The organism is Bacillus sp. JJ864 (assembly GCF_036963045.1).
In the GTDB taxonomy this organism is placed as follows: Bacteria; Bacillota; Bacilli; order Bacillales; family Bacillaceae_G; genus Bacillus_A; species Bacillus_A pseudomycoides_C.
Genome location: NZ_JBALLY010000019.1, coordinates 1 through 17,033, shown reverse-complemented (window position 1 = coordinate 17,033; position 17,033 = coordinate 1). Strand labels below are relative to the sequence as shown.

14 protein-coding genes and 5 pseudogenes are annotated in these 17,033 nt (G+C 35.8%); 2 read left to right on the top strand and 17 right to left on the bottom strand.

Annotated elements, in window-relative coordinates; all coding sequences use genetic code 11:
• Positions 1-67: 67 nt before the first annotated feature.
• Positions 68-652: an SCO family protein gene (locus V7024_RS03745; RefSeq protein WP_335515854.1), complete on the top strand. Its 585-nt coding sequence runs from the start codon at positions 68-70 to the stop codon at positions 650-652.
• A 323-nt stretch (positions 653-975) separates the two neighbouring features.
• On the opposite strand, the gene V7024_RS03740 is transcribed toward V7024_RS03745, so the two are convergent.
• The 11 genes and pseudogenes from V7024_RS03740 to V7024_RS03690 form a co-directional block, all read right to left on the bottom strand.
• Positions 976-1,881 carry an AraC family transcriptional regulator gene (locus V7024_RS03740; RefSeq protein ID WP_335515852.1) on the bottom strand — a complete coding sequence of 302 codons (906 nt, stop codon included), beginning with the start codon at positions 1,879-1,881 and terminating at the stop codon, positions 976-978.
• Between the two features lie 138 nt (positions 1,882-2,019).
• A pseudogene (locus tag V7024_RS03735) lies at positions 2,020-2,820 on the bottom strand (ATP-grasp domain-containing protein); the annotation flags it as partial.
• A 49-nt stretch (positions 2,821-2,869) separates the two neighbouring features.
• Positions 2,870-4,300: an RNA-guided endonuclease InsQ/TnpB family protein gene (locus tag V7024_RS03730; RefSeq protein ID WP_335515849.1), complete on the bottom strand. Its 1,431-nt coding sequence runs from the start codon at positions 4,298-4,300 to the stop codon at positions 2,870-2,872.
• Between the two features lie 122 nt (positions 4,301-4,422).
• Positions 4,423-4,617: pseudogene (locus tag V7024_RS03725) on the bottom strand (alpha-L-glutamate ligase); the annotation flags it as partial.
• Positions 4,618-4,744: 127 nt separating this feature from the next.
• Positions 4,745-5,401: pseudogene (locus tag V7024_RS03720) on the bottom strand (sulfate/molybdate ABC transporter ATP-binding protein); the annotation flags it as partial.
• Positions 5,370-6,032: pseudogene (locus V7024_RS03715) on the bottom strand (sulfate ABC transporter substrate-binding protein); the annotation flags it as partial. The pseudogenes V7024_RS03720 and V7024_RS03715, both read right to left, overlap by 32 nt.
• 200 nt (positions 6,033-6,232) lie before the next feature.
• Positions 6,233-6,793: a GNAT family N-acetyltransferase gene (locus tag V7024_RS03710; RefSeq protein WP_335515846.1), complete on the bottom strand. Its 561-nt coding sequence runs from the start codon at positions 6,791-6,793 to the stop codon at positions 6,233-6,235.
• Between the two features lie 142 nt (positions 6,794-6,935).
• The gene (locus V7024_RS03705) at positions 6,936-7,124 is read right to left on the bottom strand and encodes a hypothetical protein (protein ID WP_335515843.1); all 189 of its coding nucleotides are present in this window, start codon (positions 7,122-7,124) and stop codon (positions 6,936-6,938) included.
• Between the two features lie 113 nt (positions 7,125-7,237).
• A complete protein-coding gene (locus V7024_RS03700; protein WP_335515840.1) occupies positions 7,238-8,770 on the bottom strand; it encodes a fatty acid--CoA ligase family protein in 1,533 nt (510 codons plus the stop codon).
• 135 nt (positions 8,771-8,905) lie between these two features.
• Entirely contained in the window at positions 8,906-9,895 is a 990-nt protein-coding gene (locus V7024_RS03695) for a lipoate--protein ligase (protein ID WP_335515837.1), read from the bottom strand.
• Positions 9,896-9,904: 9 nt separating this feature from the next.
• Complete coding sequence (locus tag V7024_RS03690) at positions 9,905-10,639, bottom strand: MBL fold metallo-hydrolase (protein ID WP_335515833.1); 735 nt, start codon at positions 10,637-10,639, stop codon at positions 9,905-9,907.
• 160 nt (positions 10,640-10,799) lie between these two features.
• Between V7024_RS03690 and yhfH the strand changes: the two genes are divergently transcribed.
• On the top strand, positions 10,800-10,928 hold the full coding sequence (gene yhfH / locus V7024_RS03685) for a protein YhfH (protein ID WP_098917506.1): 129 nt from the start codon (positions 10,800-10,802) through the stop codon (positions 10,926-10,928).
• 38 nt (positions 10,929-10,966) lie between these two features.
• Here the strand turns inward: yhfH and V7024_RS03680 are convergent, their stop codons facing one another.
• From V7024_RS03680 to V7024_RS03655, 6 genes and pseudogenes are all read right to left on the bottom strand, one after another.
• Entirely contained in the window at positions 10,967-11,980 is a 1,014-nt protein-coding gene (locus V7024_RS03680) for a LacI family DNA-binding transcriptional regulator (protein WP_335515828.1), read from the bottom strand.
• 389 nt (positions 11,981-12,369) lie between these two features.
• Positions 12,370-12,558 (bottom strand): annotated as a pseudogene (locus tag V7024_RS03675) (YkyA family protein); the annotation flags it as partial.
• Between the two features lie 22 nt (positions 12,559-12,580).
• Entirely contained in the window at positions 12,581-13,393 is an 813-nt protein-coding gene (locus tag V7024_RS03670; RefSeq protein ID WP_335515825.1) for a peptidoglycan-N-acetylglucosamine deacetylase, read from the bottom strand.
• A 468-nt stretch (positions 13,394-13,861) separates the two neighbouring features.
• The gene (locus V7024_RS03665) at positions 13,862-14,704 is read right to left on the bottom strand and encodes a peptidylprolyl isomerase (protein ID WP_335515823.1); all 843 of its coding nucleotides are present in this window, start codon (positions 14,702-14,704) and stop codon (positions 13,862-13,864) included.
• A 95-nt stretch (positions 14,705-14,799) separates the two neighbouring features.
• Positions 14,800-14,967: a heavy metal-binding domain-containing protein gene (locus V7024_RS03660; protein WP_335515821.1), complete on the bottom strand. Its 168-nt coding sequence runs from the start codon at positions 14,965-14,967 to the stop codon at positions 14,800-14,802.
• A 134-nt stretch (positions 14,968-15,101) separates the two neighbouring features.
• Entirely contained in the window at positions 15,102-16,814 is a 1,713-nt protein-coding gene (locus V7024_RS03655; RefSeq protein ID WP_335515818.1) for a methyl-accepting chemotaxis protein, read from the bottom strand.
• Between the last annotated feature and the right edge of the window lie 219 nt (positions 16,815-17,033).

Sequence of the window (17,033 nt, the reverse complement as noted above, 5' to 3'; positions counted from 1 at the left end):
AATATTCACTCATTCCCTCCTTATTTTTCAGATTTTTCTTATAAAATAAAAATTGGGAGGGATTGGAATGAAGAAGTTGTACATTACTTTTACGCTCGGACTTATTATTGCAACCTTGATTGGAATTTTTTATTTTACCGGTTACCGAAAAGCATCAGCGGAAATACCAAAGGGGATTGTTATGGAAGATATAAACGGAACATCAGTATCATTTAATCAATTACCGAAAAAATTAAAATTAGTAGAGTTTATGTATACAAAATGTCCAGATATTTGCCCGATTACAACATACAAAATGAAACATTTACGAGATGAACTTGTAAAACAAAAAGTGTTCGGCACAAAAATCGAATTTATTACGATTACCATTGATCCGAAATACGATACGAGAGAAATACTAGAACATTACTCCAAAACGTTTGATATGAAAGAAACAACAGGTTGGCACCTACTGCGCGGCGATGAGGAAGAAACGAAACAACTAGCCGAATCTTTCAACTTCCGCTACCGCGATCCTGGAAGCGGTCTTTACATCCATACTTCTAACTCTTACTTACTAGATGAAAATAATCGTTTAATTGAGGTATTTGGTATGGGAGAGCGCGGGTTTGATAGTAAAGAAGTGTTAGAGAAAATTAAGAAGGCGATGTGACTACAAATAAAAAAGCCCTTTTTTAGGGGGGTGAGAGCATCTGGCCGTGCATAGAAGCGGTCAGGGCCTTTTTCTTCCACGTGCAAAGACAAGTGCAGGTCATGTTTTATTCTGCATAACAGCGACTTGTATGTAAAAAACAAAATAGTTTTATACAAATAATACGATATCAGCGATTTTTTTAATATATCGACGCAAATAGAACATTTATCGGCGACTTTTAGAATATATCGGCGTTTCGACAGAGAATAAAGACTCTTCGACGATATTCGACATGAATGCACAGGAAAAGACTGAGCTCAAAGGCTCAGTCTCTTTTCACTTTATTGTTTCTTCTGCACTGGCAGCCAAATCTCAAGTTGTACAAGATCGTGTTTATCGGCATGAGAGCGCTCATCGTATAATTCAAACTCGACAACGCCGGAGTGCTCGTATCCAGAATGCGGGAACCACTCTGTAAAGATTGCATTCCATGTTTGCTGAATCGATGGTACCATTTCTTCTTCAGGAACTTTTGGCGTTGTGAATACAGCGTACGTTGCTTCAGGGAATGTGCGGCATGTTAGCTCACTTGATACACCATCAAAGCTCGTTACTTCCATCCCAATAATATACGTAATCTCCCCTGATTCTAAATTAAAATCCGTACACATCCCTAACTCTACGAACTCATTCGTATGCTTACGGTTTGGAATGTTTTCCGACAAATTATTTTGCAAATAATTTTGCCACATTGCTGGAATATCTGTTAGATTTTGTCCGTCTTTACCCGTTGTCTTCATTTCATACCCAATTACTTGAAAAGCTGGCTTTGTTTCTATACGAAATTCCATTTTGATTCCCCCTAAATACGGATTAAATTTTCGCTGCATCACATTTACCTTGGAATATAACGGCGTTCGAATCTCTTGCTTTCGATATTCACTCGGCGTCATATGAAACAGCTTTTTAAAGGCACGTGTGAACGTTTCATGAGATTGAAAACCGTGCTCTAGTGCAATATCTAGAATTTTTTCCTCTGTATGAGAAAGCTGATAAGCTGCCCGGGCGAGCCTTCTCTTTCGTACATACTCCATCACAGAGTCTCCTACGAGTGTTTGAAAGACGCGGTGGAAATGATACTCAGAAAATCCTGCAATACGTGCAAGATTCGCTAACGTTTGCTTTTCCATCACATCTTCTTCAATAGAATCAATTACTTTTTGAATTTGTATTTCATAACATCCCATCTTTGTTCACCTGCCTTATATGTATTATGATAAAGGGAACGTGCGTTTTCTTCTTGACGTTTTTTGCTTTTGTTTTACAAAATATTACCAAATCAAATATATGTAAGAAAGCTGCCTCATCAGCAGCTTTCTCCCTATCTATTCTATTTCCTCTAATTCACTACCAAGAAACTTCGCAATTTCTAACATACCGTATTTGCCAACAACTGCTTCGGCATCAGCATTGTAGTTCGTATTCGTATTAATGTCATAAGTGAAAATTTCACCATCTGCATTTCGAATGAACTCAATACCAGCGATTGCGATATCATTCGCAGCCAAAACAGCCTCATATTTTTGAATAATCGGATCGTTAAAGCCCTCAATAATTTGAAACTTCGGTTTTTCCGGTGCTTTCTCTCCAACTGGGCAAAACAGATCGCCAATTTGACACGCATCAGCTGGGCATAACTCGAAGCCTTTCGATGTATCGACTTGAACTGCATACACAAATTTCCCGCCAACAAACTCACAACGTGTAATGTAAGGCTCAGGAGATTGAATGTATTCTTGAATTAATGTAATACCATCTACTGGCTCTTCAAATGCTGTACTTTCTACGTATTCTTGTAACGAAGCAACAGACTGAAATAGTTGAACGCCTAATCCTTTTCCAGCGCGGTTATGCTTCGTAATGAATGGACGTCCTTCAAATTGCGCTGCCGCTTCGATAATATGTTCTTTACCAACAGCGGCAATCGTCTTCGGTGTTTGGATTCCTTGTGCATGGAGCGCCATATACTGTGCAACTTTGCTTACTTCCATCTGAAGTGCTCTGCTTCCGTTGAACACTTTTCGATTATGCATCTCTAACCAAGCAAGGACAGCACCTGTAAACTCTGGGGCAAAGCGATGATTTCTTGTATGAGAAGAAGCGCTCATCCGGTTATGAAAACTCCCGCCACTTATCTCCTCGGATCTCGAAGTGGGGGTTTCTTGTGTATCATCTTCAAAAGATACTTAACACAAGTGGAGTTGACACAGCTGCCTGATGGCACAACCCCTCTATCCCATCGGCAAATGCCTTTGGAACTGCTTTTTTTAAGATATTATAGGCACCATTCACATCTGCGTTCAGTAGTTTATTCTCTTTCGTACGATACAAGCCACGTTTGATACGTTTTCCACTGAATACAGGGATGTCTTCCTCACCGTAAGTGGGAATCGTATCGTTGTCTAGAAAGGATGCTTTGCTTGTATACGATTCTTCCACAACTTCTACCATTATGCCCTGCCTTTTTGCCTTGTAGTTAATCATTTCAATGAGTAGATTATGTGGGATATGGCAGAAGGATTGATTCTGTTGTTTCCACGATGTATTTTTCCCAATCATAATTGTAGAAATCTCGTGTTGAATCGCAAACTGAACAATGTAATAACTCATTTTGTGAAAGAGGTCCTTTATTTTTAGAAACCGTTTTTCATGAAGCCTCTCTAGACGTGTTGATGTATGTGGTCCTTCTTTCGGTTCTTTTCCATGACGAAGAATGCCCATTAAATGCGCCTTTTGTTTGTTGTAGTATCGATTGATACTCTTGATAACATTGCCCTTTACTAACACAGGAGTAGCTCCTGTATTCGTTACGATGGTTGCAATGTTATCAATTCCTAAATCAATACTCATATAACGGTTGTTGTCAACATGCTTAGATGGCGGCCCAGTTTGTTCTGCCACAATTTCTACCTTAAATTTCCCGTAAGTAGGAGAAACACGTACTTCTTTTAGATTTTCGATTTGCCCAAACAATTTACCGATATTTAATTTGATATTTGTTTTTGGAAAACGAATATATTTATCTTGAAGTTTACATACTTGATTCGTAAATACAACTTCTCTCATAGATGATTTGATATAGTTTGGAATACGAGGTTTACCAGTAAAAGTGGAAGGATGTGTTTTGTATTTTTTTATGGACTCAAAAAATGAATCCCAGTTTTTGAAAAGCTTTCTCATAACTGCTTGATTCACTTGTGATGGTAGGTTTATATAATCTTGTTGTTTCATTGTTTTAAACAAACAATCTAGGAAGTTATAGGATAGGAATAATTTCTCTTTTGTCGGTAACGTAAACAAATTACACTTGATTTCTTTTCGTTCTTCTGCCGACTTTTCTTTCTGTTTTTCCAAGTTTTTTTGATATGCACGAAGTTGATTTTCATTCATGGTATCAATATATACTTGTATTGTATGGAGAACTTCTTGTTGAAGTGGCTGTAATGGTTTCTCTGTTCGTAAGGCCGTATATACTTGGCGAATGTAGAAGTTTGTTGTGTTATAGAGATTTTTTGCGTTTTGACACATTTCTAGAAAGTAAGAGTATAACTTATGACCTTTCTTGATCCAAATTTGATAGGTTACATATTCTTTTTCTTTCGTCATCACTTTCACCTCCTTCTTTCCTTTATGATACTACAAAACGTCCAAAAAGAACATATATTCGTATTAATACAAAATTTTTTTTACGAATACAACGGCAATTCATCCCCTCCTTAAGCTTTACTATGCCCTGCGCATTTCGAAGATGAGGTTTTCTTGCCCATTTTCCGATAAAATACGCCGCTCGGCGGAACAGACGAAAGATCAACATTCCCTTTGTCCAAATGCCATTCTTCATAAGGAAGACCGAGCTCTTCCAATCTTTTCGTTAGATGTCTTGTCCATTCTGTGTTTTCATGAATAATGTGAATCTTCTTCAAGGGAATACCTTCTTTCTAAAATGTGATTATATTCATTATACTCTTTTTATTAATCTGTAAAATACTAATTTTACGATAACTCAATTAAAAAAACGAAAGACGATACGCAGCGCCTTTCGTTTTCTCACTAAATAACAAAATCCTTCGGTATAAATACCTTCACTTCTTTCAAATGTGCATATACAACTTCGCCTGTTCGAATCTTAAGCTTCTCAAATTGCTCTTTACTCACTTCAGCTTCTAAATATTCATCTACTCCATCACGTTTTAATTCAATATATACAACGGGGCCAACAGCATGTGTGTAAGTAACTTTCGCTGGAATGGCATCGACACTTTGCTTCGTTCGCGTAATAGATAAATGATGAGGCCGCACATATGCTACGGCGTCGGCATCGGAAATATGCACATGCTCCGGCGCTTCTAATTCAATAGAACCTAAATTCAATTTTCCTTTCTGAACACGACCGTGGAATAAATTTACACTCCCTAAAAAATCATATACAAATGGACTAGCTGGACTATTATACACTTCTTCTGGTGTACCCATCTGTTCAATGCGCCCGTCGTTCATTACAACGATTCGGTCCGCGACATCCAGTGCTTCTTCTTGATCATGCGTTACAAACACACTTGTAATTTGAAATTCGTCGTGCAATTTCCGTAGCCATCTTCGCAATTCTTTACGCACCTTGGCGTCTAATGCACCAAATGGTTCATCAAGCAGCAAAATTTTCGGTTCAACTGCTAAAGCCCTTGCTAACGCAATCCGTTGTCGTTGCCCCGCGTGCTCCAGAATCCAGCACTTCTACATTTTTATATAACTGACTTACAAATTCTTTTGCCTTTTCTTCACTATTATTATTTTTTTTCAAAGCGTATCCCCATGCACCTAAATAGTTCCAGCGTGCTCCTCCAGATGTTTTCGGATTTGGCGTAATAACAGAGACTCCTTTTCTCGTTAAATCATCCCAGTCTTTAATTTTTTTCGGATTCCCTTTTCGCACAAGAAATACGATTGTCGATGTATAAGGAGTAGAATTGTTAGATAAACGTTTCTGCCAATCTTCCGCTAACAGTTTCTTTTTACTAATAGCGTCAATATCATATGCTAATGCAAGCGTCACAACATCCCCTTCTAGCCCATCAATGACCGATCGTGCCTGACTGCTCGATCCTCCGTGGGATTGCTTCACAGTAACTGTTTGACCGCTTTTCTCTTTCCAATATGCAGCGAAGTCCTTGTTGAAATCTTGATACAATTCCCGGGTCGGATCATACGATACATTTAAAAGTTCAATAGACTTTCCTGATTCCGACTTACTAGTAGATGTTGCCGATGCGCATCCTGAAAACAGAAGCACCGTCGACAACAGCACCCCTGCTCTAATTGATGTTTTCCCCCACAACTTCATTTATACCCCTCCTTGTTTTATCAATAGAAAAAGGCACACAAACGTTTCACAAAGTGAATGTTGTGCGCCTTCAGTTTCTCTGATTAGCTTTTATTATTTCATTTTTCAATTATTTTTCTTTATTCTAAATATATAATTCCGATATGTCAACTGAGAATTTGATGGTTTTATATAAAAGGGAAAATAAAGTAAAAGTAAAACTAACCAATTAAAGATTGCTCCCACTCTCTTCGTAAAATCCCCATTTTAATTGCATCAAAATATTTACCATCTACCATTCTCGCTTGTCTTATTCTTGCTTCTTCTTTCATTCCTAATTTTTCTGCAACTTTCATCATTCTCACATTTCCTGACCAAGTTGACATCCCTAATCGATGCAATTCCGTATACTTGAATATAAAATCAATCCAAAGTTTATAAGCTTCCGTACCATACCCACCATTCCAGTAATTTTTATCATAAATAACGATACCGGTTTCTAACCAATTCGTATTTTTATCTACCCAATAAGCACCTACTGTTCCAATTAATTGATCTCCAGCGAAGATAATTAGTGTACTAGGTATACTGGAAATAATTTGAGAGTCTTTCTCCCAACTTTTTAGAAATTCTTCTTTTGTTATTTTAGGTTCAGGTATATATGGACCATTCCATTTCTTCGCTTCTTGTTCCTTGTCTTCATATTTCCAGTAGTATAATTCATCAAGATCTTGATAAGTTGCTTCTTTCAATACAATTTTTTGTCCAACAATTTTAATCATAATAAGTCCGTTTCCTCCTAAGCATCTATCTCATTACATATATTAATTTCATCATGGAAACCAAAATCCCTTCTTTAACTATTCTGCTCCATTCGCATAAAAAGGAAATTAGAACAACTGTATTATTTGTGAACCATTAGGACTATATATGTTTTTTAACCCAATCATGTACAAATTGCTTTTCATCTGAAGTAAAAGCAAAATCACCATAACGGATTTTTTCATATAATCCTACTATTTCATCTGAACAACCAATACGTGTAAACCACTGTTGGATCGTTTCATAGGATCGTCTTTGTTTAGCCCCCGGTAGCTGTCGTTCCCATTTCACCAATTCAGCGCGTATAGGATGATGAGGTAACAAATCATTTTTTCTATAAAAAGAAATACATACAAATGAAAAACAGCAGTTCTCATACAACGAACTGCTGTTTTTTATTCCCCTTATACTTGCATCGCTTTCTCTTTTAACGCTCTTCTTAAAATCTTTCCTGTCGTATTTTTCGGAAGTTCTTCTAAAAACTCAATGCTGCTTGGTATTTTATATTTTGCAAGGTGAAGCGCGCAATATGCCATCAGTTCTTCTACTGTCACACTTGTCGTTTTCGGTACGACGTACGCTTTTACCGCTTCTCCTAAATTTTCATCTGGAACACCGATTACAACGACTTCCGCGATCGCTTCGTGCATGTATAACACTTCTTCTACTTCGCGCGGGTAGACGTTATAACCGCCAACAAGGACGATATCTTTTTTCCGGTCTACAATATAAAAATAGCCTTCTTCATCCATTTTTGCTAAGTCGCCTGTGTAAAGCCAACCGTCTCGAAGGAGTGCGGCTGTATCTTCTGGCGCTTTGTAATAGCCTTTCATTACATTTGGGCCGCGAACGATTAATTCTCCTACTTCTCCAACTTGTACTTCATCGCCCATCTCATCGACTACTTTGTTTTCTACATTCAAAATGTTTGTTCCAATTGATCCTGGTTTGCGCGGGCGATCAAGTGGATTAAAACATGTCACAGGTGATGCCTCTGATAAACCATATCCTTCTGAGACGATAACCTGGAATCGTTTTTCAAAGTTTTTAAGTAGGGCAACAGGCATAGACGCACCGCCAGAAATACAAAAACGAAGTGTATGAACATCCTCTGGACTGGCATCTTCATGTAAATATAAATAATTGTACATCGTTGGCACGCCGGCAAATATGGTAGCTTCGTATGTACGGCAAATGCGGAATACTTCTTTTGGGCTAAACTTCGGCAACATTAAAATCGTAGCGCCGTTTACAATTGGCGCATTGACAGCAACCGTTAAACAAAAGACATGGAACATCGGCAGCGCCGCAACGACACGGTCATGCTCTGAGTATTGTAAATACGAAGCAACATCGCTTGCATTACTATATAAATTTTTGTGCGTTAACATCGCACCCTTGGGCTTTCCTGTCGTGCCTGATGTGTATAAAATTACGGCCACGTCTTCTTCTTGTAAATCTGGACCTTGGAAAGTAAGGTCTCCGCTTACTATTAAACTCGTAAACGTTTTCATTTTTTCGGTTTCTTCATGAGTTGAATCTGCTGTGGTTTCACAAATGATGATATTTTCAATAGAAGGAAGTCTAGATGTAAGAGATTGCATAACTGGTAGAAGGATGTCTAGTGTGATGATTGCTTTAACGTCTCCATTTTGTAAAATGTAATATAGTTCATCTGGTGTATAAATCGGATTGACTGGAACTACCGTTGCCCCGGCACGCATCGCTCCGTATAAACCGATCAAAAAGTGCGGCGAATTCCCAACAATTAATGCAACATTGTCCCCTTTTCCAATGCCCATTTTTGCTAAACTACTAGAAAACTTTATGACCATTTCGTTAAATTGGTCATAAGATACCGACTGATCCTGAAATATATAAGCCGGCTTGTCCCCCTTCTTTTTCACCGTTTCGGCTAATCTTTGAACGAGATTCACAATACCCCCACCTTTTATAAAATTTATAAAATTCTAAATACATTATATTAAAAGAAAATTATTGGTGCAAGGTACATTTCATAAAACATATATAAAAAAACAACCACACGTAAGATATGGTTGTTTTTCATACAGTTAAAAGAATAAAGATAAGAAATCTTCTTTTGTTATATTGCCAAAATAACGTGGCACTTCTACATCAGCTAGCGCCGCCGCAAATGCTTCTTTATCAAATACCTTACCACTTAAGCGCTCTTCGATGTCACGTACATCTTCAACACCGAAAAAGTCCCCGTAAATCTTGCATTCTGAGACTACGCCTTTCTGTACTTCTAACCGAACATCTACCTGTCCAACTGGGAAACGGTGCGAATGCTGTAAGTTAAATTTTGGAGATTTTCCGTAGTTCCAATCCCAATTTCGATAACGTTCTTCTGAGATTTTATGGATTTCTTTCCAATCTTCTTCCGTTAATTCGTATGTTGGAATTTCACTTTCTCCTTCAAAAATATTTTCTAAAAGGAGCTGTTTAAATTCAGCAATTGTAATTTTCTCACTTAAAAATTCCGCAATATTTGCAACGCGGCTGCGAATCGATTTAATTCCTTTTGATTGAATTTTATCTAGTTTTACATTTAAAGCCGACACAACATGGTCGATTTCGGAATCAAATAATAACGTACCGTGACTAAACATACGTCCTTTTGTCAGGAATTGAGCGTTACCGGAAATTTTTCTTCCTTCCGCTAAAATATCATTACGGCCGCTTAGCTCGGCATTAATCCCCAATTTCCCAAGTGCTACTGTCACCGGCTCTGTAAACTTCTTAAAGTTATGAAAACTATCTCCATCATCCTTCGTGATAAAGCTAAAGTTTAAGTTTCCTAAATCATGATATACAGCGCCGCCACCAGAAAGGCGTCTTACAATGCGGATTCCCTTTTCACGTACGTAATCAGCATTAATTTCTTCCACTGTGTTTTGATTCTTCCCGATAATAATAGATGGTTCATTGATGTAAAACAGTAAATACGTTTCATTAATGTCTAAGTTTTTTACACAATATTCTTCAATCGCTAAGTTAATCGTTGGATCTGTAATTCCTTTATTATCGATAAATAACATCGTTTCACCTCAAGATTCCCAAACGTAACCGCTATGCGCCAGTACAATGCGGCCGTTAAAAATTTGTTTTGCTTCCGTTACTAAATCTGATAGCTCCCCTGTATGTGGCAAATGAGTTAAAAGTAGTTCTCCTACATTTGCCTGTTTTGCAATTTCTCCTGCTTCTGTACTATTCATATGCCCAGCTTTTGAGCCATCTTGATGCGAATACATATTACATTCACAAATAAATACATCTGCATTTTGTGCAAATGAAACAAACTTTGGCATGTAACTAGAATCTGCTGTATATACAACAGTTTTCTCACCTGCTGTAATACGCATTGCAAAACATATAGCAGGATGCACTGTTTGTAAGAAGGAAATGGAGAATGGACCAATTTGTAATGTGTCCGCTGGGTTGTAAGGAACCCCTTTTGTATACGGTATATGTGTTAACGATGCAAAACCTTTTGCGTCGAAGGTATGGCCATAAATCGGCAGTTCTGGTAATGCGCCTCCCGTCATGCTTGTAATTAATCGTGCATACTGAAGCACCCCAATATCAGCAACATGATCGTGATGATAATGAGACAACAGGACAGCATCTATATCAGAAGGTGTTATGTATGTTTGAAGCTGTGCTAATACACCGCTGCCACAGTCGACTAGTAAACGAAAGCCATCATGCTCAAATAAATATCCAGACGTTGCTTCTCCCACCTCTGGAAAACCGCCCCAAAAGCCGACAACCGTCATTTTCATATACGTTCATCCTTTCTGTTTTACTTTCTACTCTACAGTCTTAACTATAATGGATTTTCTACACATTTTCATTATTTTGAAATTTGTTATAAAACAGTTGTTGACTTTCATCATTTGTACTAATACAATGTTAGTAAGAATTGGAAATGGAGGGATTTACATGATAGATCAACCAATGGAGTTTTTTAGAAATTTACCGGCAAAAACTTGTTCCAATTGTGGAAGAGAGATTGATGAGCAGCACGAAGCGTACCACAATAAATGTGAAGATTGTACGCACGAAGATTAATAGATTGTAAACATAAAAAACCTAGCAGATATCATCTACTAGGCTAGCATCATTGTACTTTTCACCGTTGAACCTTTCACCAAGAGCTCCAGTTCAAACTCGTACACTTCTTTATTTCGATAATTTTTCGTATGAATTTTATCCATCATCAGTTCTACAACTTTTCGTGCCATATCATCAATTGGCTGATCAATCGTTGTAATACCTGAGTCTGTAATTTGTGATAGGAACTGATTATTAAAACCAACTACAGCTAAATCATCAGGAATGCTCCAGCCTTGTTTACTCGCTTCTGCGATAATTCCTGCTGCGACTTCATCTCCCCCTGCCAAAATAGCGGTAGGATTTTTTTTGTCTTGTAAAAACTCATAAAATATATTTTTTCCATCTTCAATAGAGTAAGCGCTTTCAATGAAGTCAATTGACTCTACTTGTTTGCTTGCTTCTGTTACAGCACGCAAAAAGCCCATCTTTCTCTGTTGGTTAATTACCTTTGTCTCTCTGCCACGGCAGAATACAAGATGACGGTACCCTTGATCTAGTACATGTTTCGCAGCTATGTATGCTCCTTGTGCATGATCAAAGTTTACAGTTGGAATGTTTGCTTCTTCAATATATTCATTGCATAAAACAATCGGTCCATGCTGTAAATAAGGCTCAACATCCTCCCAAGCATTTTCAAGTGAACATAAAATAATCCCATCTACTTGTTTCGTAGATAATAGCTGTAAATACTCCATCTCTTTCTCTGGTAAATATCTTGTTTGACAAATAATCAGTTTATATTTATGATCTGAAGCTACCATTTCAATCGCCTCAATAAATTTACTGAAAAAAGGATTTGTCACACGTGGAACCAACACTGCAATTGTTTCCGTCTTTTGCTTACGTAGTCTTCTCGCCGCAGAATTCGGAACAAATCCAAGATGTTTCATTGCTAATTGTACTCTCTTTTTCTTTTCGTCCGATACATACGGATGGTTATTAATCACCCGAGAAACCGTTGTTCTTGATAACCCCGCTAATTTCGCTACGTCCTCGATAGTCGACACGAAATTCTCCCCCTTTAAATGAAAACGTTTTCTTAATTAGAATTATATAGTATATAATTGGAAACCGCAACATACCTTGTGAAGAAAATACTATATTGATATTGTAAAAGTTAAAAACTAAGAAAAGAATACTTGTAAACAGTAGAAAAATATTGTTATAGAGGGGCGTCAAGTTAATATTTCAATAGACATAAAATGGGTCACCTTTCCATGTGATAGGCATAGAAAGATGACCCATATTTATGTCATTTTTTAAATTATATTTATATAAAATGATAAACAGATATATTGATCGATTTTTATAACACATTCTCCACTAATATACTGTTCTAAATTACAATGAATTACTATCACACTACGTATCGCTATAAAAACGAAGACTTTTATCCTTATTTTCCTTGCTTTTCTTCTTTAATTTTAATCTTCGCTTTTTTATAGAACGCTAATTTCCCTTCATTGTACTCTTTTGTATATTGATTAAACTTCTCTTTTTCTTTTTGTGTTTCTTTATTCAATCTATTAATAGCTTTAACTTTTTTACCAATATCTTTTAATTTTGTTTCTTTATCTTTTAACTTCCTATCAATATTAATTCCTCCATCAAATACGCTTATCGTGCCAGAAATTAACTGGGAAATGATTTTCTTCATGATATGCTTCAAATTCATACCCTTTTTCTTTTAATCCTTTTATAATGGCCGGTACAGCAGCAAGAGATTGTGGGTGAATATCATGCATTAAAATAACTTCTTGTGGCTTCGTTGCACTCTTAAGTACATTTTCAACAATTTTTGTTACGGCTGCATCAACTGGTATTTTGCTATATTTCCAGTCTAAAGAGTCGATTGTCCAATCCCATACTTTAAAACCACCTTCAACCACTTTATTTCGAAGTGCTTCGTTTAATCCTGGTCTTGATCCATATGGTGGACGTGTTAACTTTGGAGATTGTCCAATAATATTTGCTATTAGCCCTTGATCTTGGTTCATTTCATTTACATACCCACCATTTGTGTATAATTTTTTAAAATCATGTGTCATACTATGCATGCCCACATAATGCCCTTCTGCGTTTTCACGCTTTACTAACTCAGGAAACTGTTTTACATTTTTACCAATTAAAAAAAACGTCGCTTTCACATTATTTTGTTTCAACATTTGTAAGAGCTCAGCCGTATATTTTCCTGGTCCATCATCAAAAGTAAGATACGCGACTTTTCTCTCCTTACCATTAAATCGACTTGGAGCGGCTTTCTTCATTTCAACTTTGGGTTGGTCACTTACTAGCTGTACTGTATTTTCTTGCTTCGCTACAGCCCTTGCTGGTGACGTAATAGATTGAAACATAAAATAACTAGCTGTAATTGCTACAATTATAATTACTATACGTTTTACCCTATAAACACGTTTCATTCTTTTTGATCCCTCCCTACTAATCTTATATAAATTCCAAATACTGTTCCTCATTCTCTGTGTGCACTTTTTACTACTGGCTAATCTAAACTTCATGTTAGTAAGTTTAGACTATTTTAAATATCTTTCATACCTCTTTCATAAATGTTACAAAAGCCTTTCAGTAGCTTTAATAAGGAATACATTCTTTAAAAGATTTACATATACATCAAAAAAATGAGAGTTTCAGGATTACTCATTGCTGTACACATTGTGAAAAAGAATAATCTATATACAAATTTTACTAGCTAATTTCTAAAAAAAATATGTACAAAAAAAGAATTTTTGAAGTCATGGCCATCAATTTAGTATTTAAGTTTACTATATAGGTACAAATTGAAAAAAACACATAAAAATCGATTTCCTTTACTCCTTATTGTAAAAAAAGTGAGTCCGATGCCTTTTGGCATCGGACTCACTTTCCTAAACCTATTTAAGTTCCTTAAATGTATCTTTTAACTCTTTATCTGTTACTTTTATATCTGCTTTTTTCAATACATCATTAATCACTTTTTGTTTCCATTTTCCACTTCGATCTTGTAATCGTTGTGTTTCTAATTCTTTACGAATGTTCTCTTTCTCTTCTTCAAAAGACTTTAATTCTTTTTTCTCTGTTACTTTAATAATGTGATATCCAAAAGATGATTGTACAGGATCACTTACTTGCCCTACTTCTAATTTATAAGCCGCTTCTTCGAATTTAGGATCCATTTGCCCTGGACCAAACTCCGGTAATTCGCCGCCTTTTTCTTTCGAGCCTGGATCTACTGAATATTGTTTTGCTAATGCTGCAAAATCTTCTCCATTATTTAGTTTTTCTTTTACTTCTTTTGCTGTTTTTTCATCCTTAACTAAAATATGACTTGCTTTCAGTTTAGGTTTATAGCTTTCTTTAATATCTTTTTCCGTAACAGTTGCTTTAATACCTTTTTCAAGAGCAATTTGAGCTTTCACATTTTCCTTTAATGCATCTTCATCTTTAATACCTGATTGTTCTAAAGCAGATTTAAATTTATCTCCCATCTGCTCTTTAATCTTTTCTACTTGTTTCTTTGCTTCATCATCAGAAACTTTATATGTATCAAGTAAAGCTTTGTTCAGCATCATTTGCTGTAAAGTTGCCTTTCCATATTTCTCTTTTAATTGTTTATTCAAATCATTTTCTGTTACATTTCCTACTTTTGATGTTGCAATGTTCTCTGACGAACCGCATGCTGATAATAAAAGCATACCGCTCATTGCAGCTCCAATAAAAATATTTCGCTTTTTCAATCTTTTCTACCTCACTCTGGGATCCCACTAACTAATGAACGTATATGTTCCAAGTTTTTAGTACTATCCTTTATTTGATTTTTAGTAATATATATTTACACACGTACAGCTGTGCCACTTACAGCAACCATTAACATTCCGTCACGAACAGAAGCAAATACATCACGTACGATATTTGCACCCATAATTGCTTCACCGTTTACGATATCAATATACTCAATAATTTCTTTTCCTTGAATAACAGAAGTTGTTGTTACGATCATTGCTAGCACTCTCTTTCTATCAATTTATTCTTATTTCTTATACACTCATTATTGCATTGAAATAATAAAGCAACTATCTACTAACCTTACATAAAAATTACAGTTCTGTAAGGTTTCATAAATAAATTTTATCCTTAAATTTTAAATTGTGAAATTACCCCTTCTAATTCTTCAATTTTTTTCCTTATTTGCATAGATTGATTTGTTATTTCTTTAATTGATGATGCTTGTGTTTGAATTGCTTGTACAGTTTGCTTCGTATCCTTTGCTACTCCTGTAGAAGTTTCTGATACTACTGATAATGAAGCGTTAATTTCTTCCGTCCCAGCAGACATTTCTTCAGTTGTAGCTGATACTTCTTGGATTTGACTTGTTATCTTATGAATATCTGTCATAATTGTTGAAAATGCTCGGTCTGCTTCATTAGCAGTATTTTTTCCTTGCGCCGCTTCTTCTTGTCCTTTTTTCATAATTTGAACGGTATCTTTTGTATCTTGTTGGATAGATTTAATTAAGTCATTAATTTCATTTGCAGATTGCTTTGACTGTTCGGCTAAGTCTCGCACCTCAGCCGCAACAACTGCAAACCCTTTTCCATTGTCCCCTGCACGTGCGGCTTCAATTGCAGCATTTAAAGCAAGAAGGTTTGTTTGTTCCGCAATATTCGTAATGGCATTTAAAGCTTTATCTATGTCTTGCGTGCGCGTAACAAGACGCTCTATCACTGCAGATGTTTCTTCAACAACTTTGTGGACGTTATTCATTTGCGTAATAGATTGCTGGATTACTTTACTTCCATTATTTATACGATCTGTTGTAACAACAGATATTTCCGCAACAGTAGAAGCCGATTCAGCTACAGTTTGAACTCCACTGGCTACGTCATTCATTGCTATTGAACTTTCTTGCATACTCGTAACTTGCCCTTCTATTTGTTTGTTCACTTCATGAATCGTTTGAACCACTTCGTTAGAGATTTGAGATGCCTGTTTTGTATTTTGCAGCATACTATCAGTAGAGGAAGTAACTTCTTGTGTTGTTACCTTTATTTTCTCAACTAGTTGTTGTAGATTGTCTAACATATGATTAAAAGAGGTAACAATTTTTCCTAATTCATCATTCGCTTGATAAGAAGTACGTACTACTAAATTCCCGTCTGCTACTTCTTTCATATCATGTTGTAATAAAGCAATTGGACGTTGAATAGCTATTTTAATGATATATCCAATGAATATAATAACCGCAACCGATACCACTGAAATAATAATAAACATCAGCATTGTAGTCTGTGCACTGCTGGCATTACTTTTCTGTAATTGTTCCGCATTTTCACCATTATATTTAATGAGTTCTTTAATGCCTTTAATTGAGTTTTGCATAATAGGCTCAACTTCTTTTAAATAATAAGCATAAGCCTCTTCGTTTTTATTTTGCATTGCTAAATTTTGTCCTTCACGGAATCGTTTCCTTAACTCTTGATAATCTTTTTGAAAATCCTCATATAATTGTTTTTCTTCTTTGGCGCTAATTTTAGACTCGAATTTTTTAAATAATTCATCATTTTGTTTACGTACTTGATCTATATGATCTGCTAATTCTTTATCTTTTTTTTCATCAGTTGTGTTCATCAGTTCCATAAAATTGTAATTCATATAGTAAAAGTTAGATTCTACAGATTCTATCCAGTAAATCGGAAGTAACCTTTCGTCATACATACTTGTAGAAGCCTCACCTGTCTTTTTTAATCCGACAACTCCTATAATTGATAAGAGAATGCATGCAATACTAGCTGTAATCATTAATACATTTAATTTTGTGCTAATTTTACCGTTTTTCACAAATAACATTTACACCCCGACCTTCCTTTTATCCTAATATTTAATTATATAGTTATGTTTTAAAAACAAAAAAGAGAAAAATAATAATTTTTCACTTTTTTGCAATAAAATCCCATCTTAATTACTGCGTATGGAATGGATTCCTCTTCTTATTATAACAATATAACATCTTGGGATTTTATGAAATATTGCATATGAAAATATGTTGTAAAATTTATTATTTTAAAG

Bases quoted from the DNA above. Each gene is read 5' to 3' on its own strand.
- V7024_RS03710 (WP_335515846.1), bottom strand. From the start codon at position 6,793: ATGATTAAAATTGTTGGACAAAAAATTGTATTGAAAGAAGCAACTTAT.
- V7024_RS03655 (WP_335515818.1), bottom strand. From the start codon at position 16,814: ATGTTATTTGTGAAAAACGGTAAAATTAGCACAAAATTAAATGTATTA.
- V7024_RS03690 (WP_335515833.1), bottom strand. From the start codon at position 10,639: ATGAAAATGACGGTTGTCGGCTTTTGGGGCGGTTTTCCAGAGGTGGGA.
- V7024_RS03695 (WP_335515837.1), bottom strand. From the start codon at position 9,895: ATGTTATTTATCGATAATAAAGGAATTACAGATCCAACGATTAACTTA.
- V7024_RS03745 (WP_335515854.1), top strand. From the start codon at position 68: ATGAAGAAGTTGTACATTACTTTTACGCTCGGACTTATTATTGCAACC.
- yhfH (WP_098917506.1), top strand. From the start codon at position 10,800: ATGATAGATCAACCAATGGAGTTTTTTAGAAATTTACCGGCAAAAACT.
- V7024_RS03660 (WP_335515821.1), bottom strand. From the start codon at position 14,967: ATGATCGTAACAACAACTTCTGTTATTCAAGGAAAAGAAATTATTGAG.
- V7024_RS03740 (WP_335515852.1), bottom strand. From the start codon at position 1,881: ATGGGATGTTATGAAATACAAATTCAAAAAGTAATTGATTCTATTGAA.
- V7024_RS03730 (WP_335515849.1), bottom strand. From the start codon at position 4,300: ATGACGAAAGAAAAAGAATATGTAACCTATCAAATTTGGATCAAGAAA.
- V7024_RS03670 (WP_335515825.1), bottom strand. From the start codon at position 13,393: ATGAAACGTGTTTATAGGGTAAAACGTATAGTAATTATAATTGTAGCA.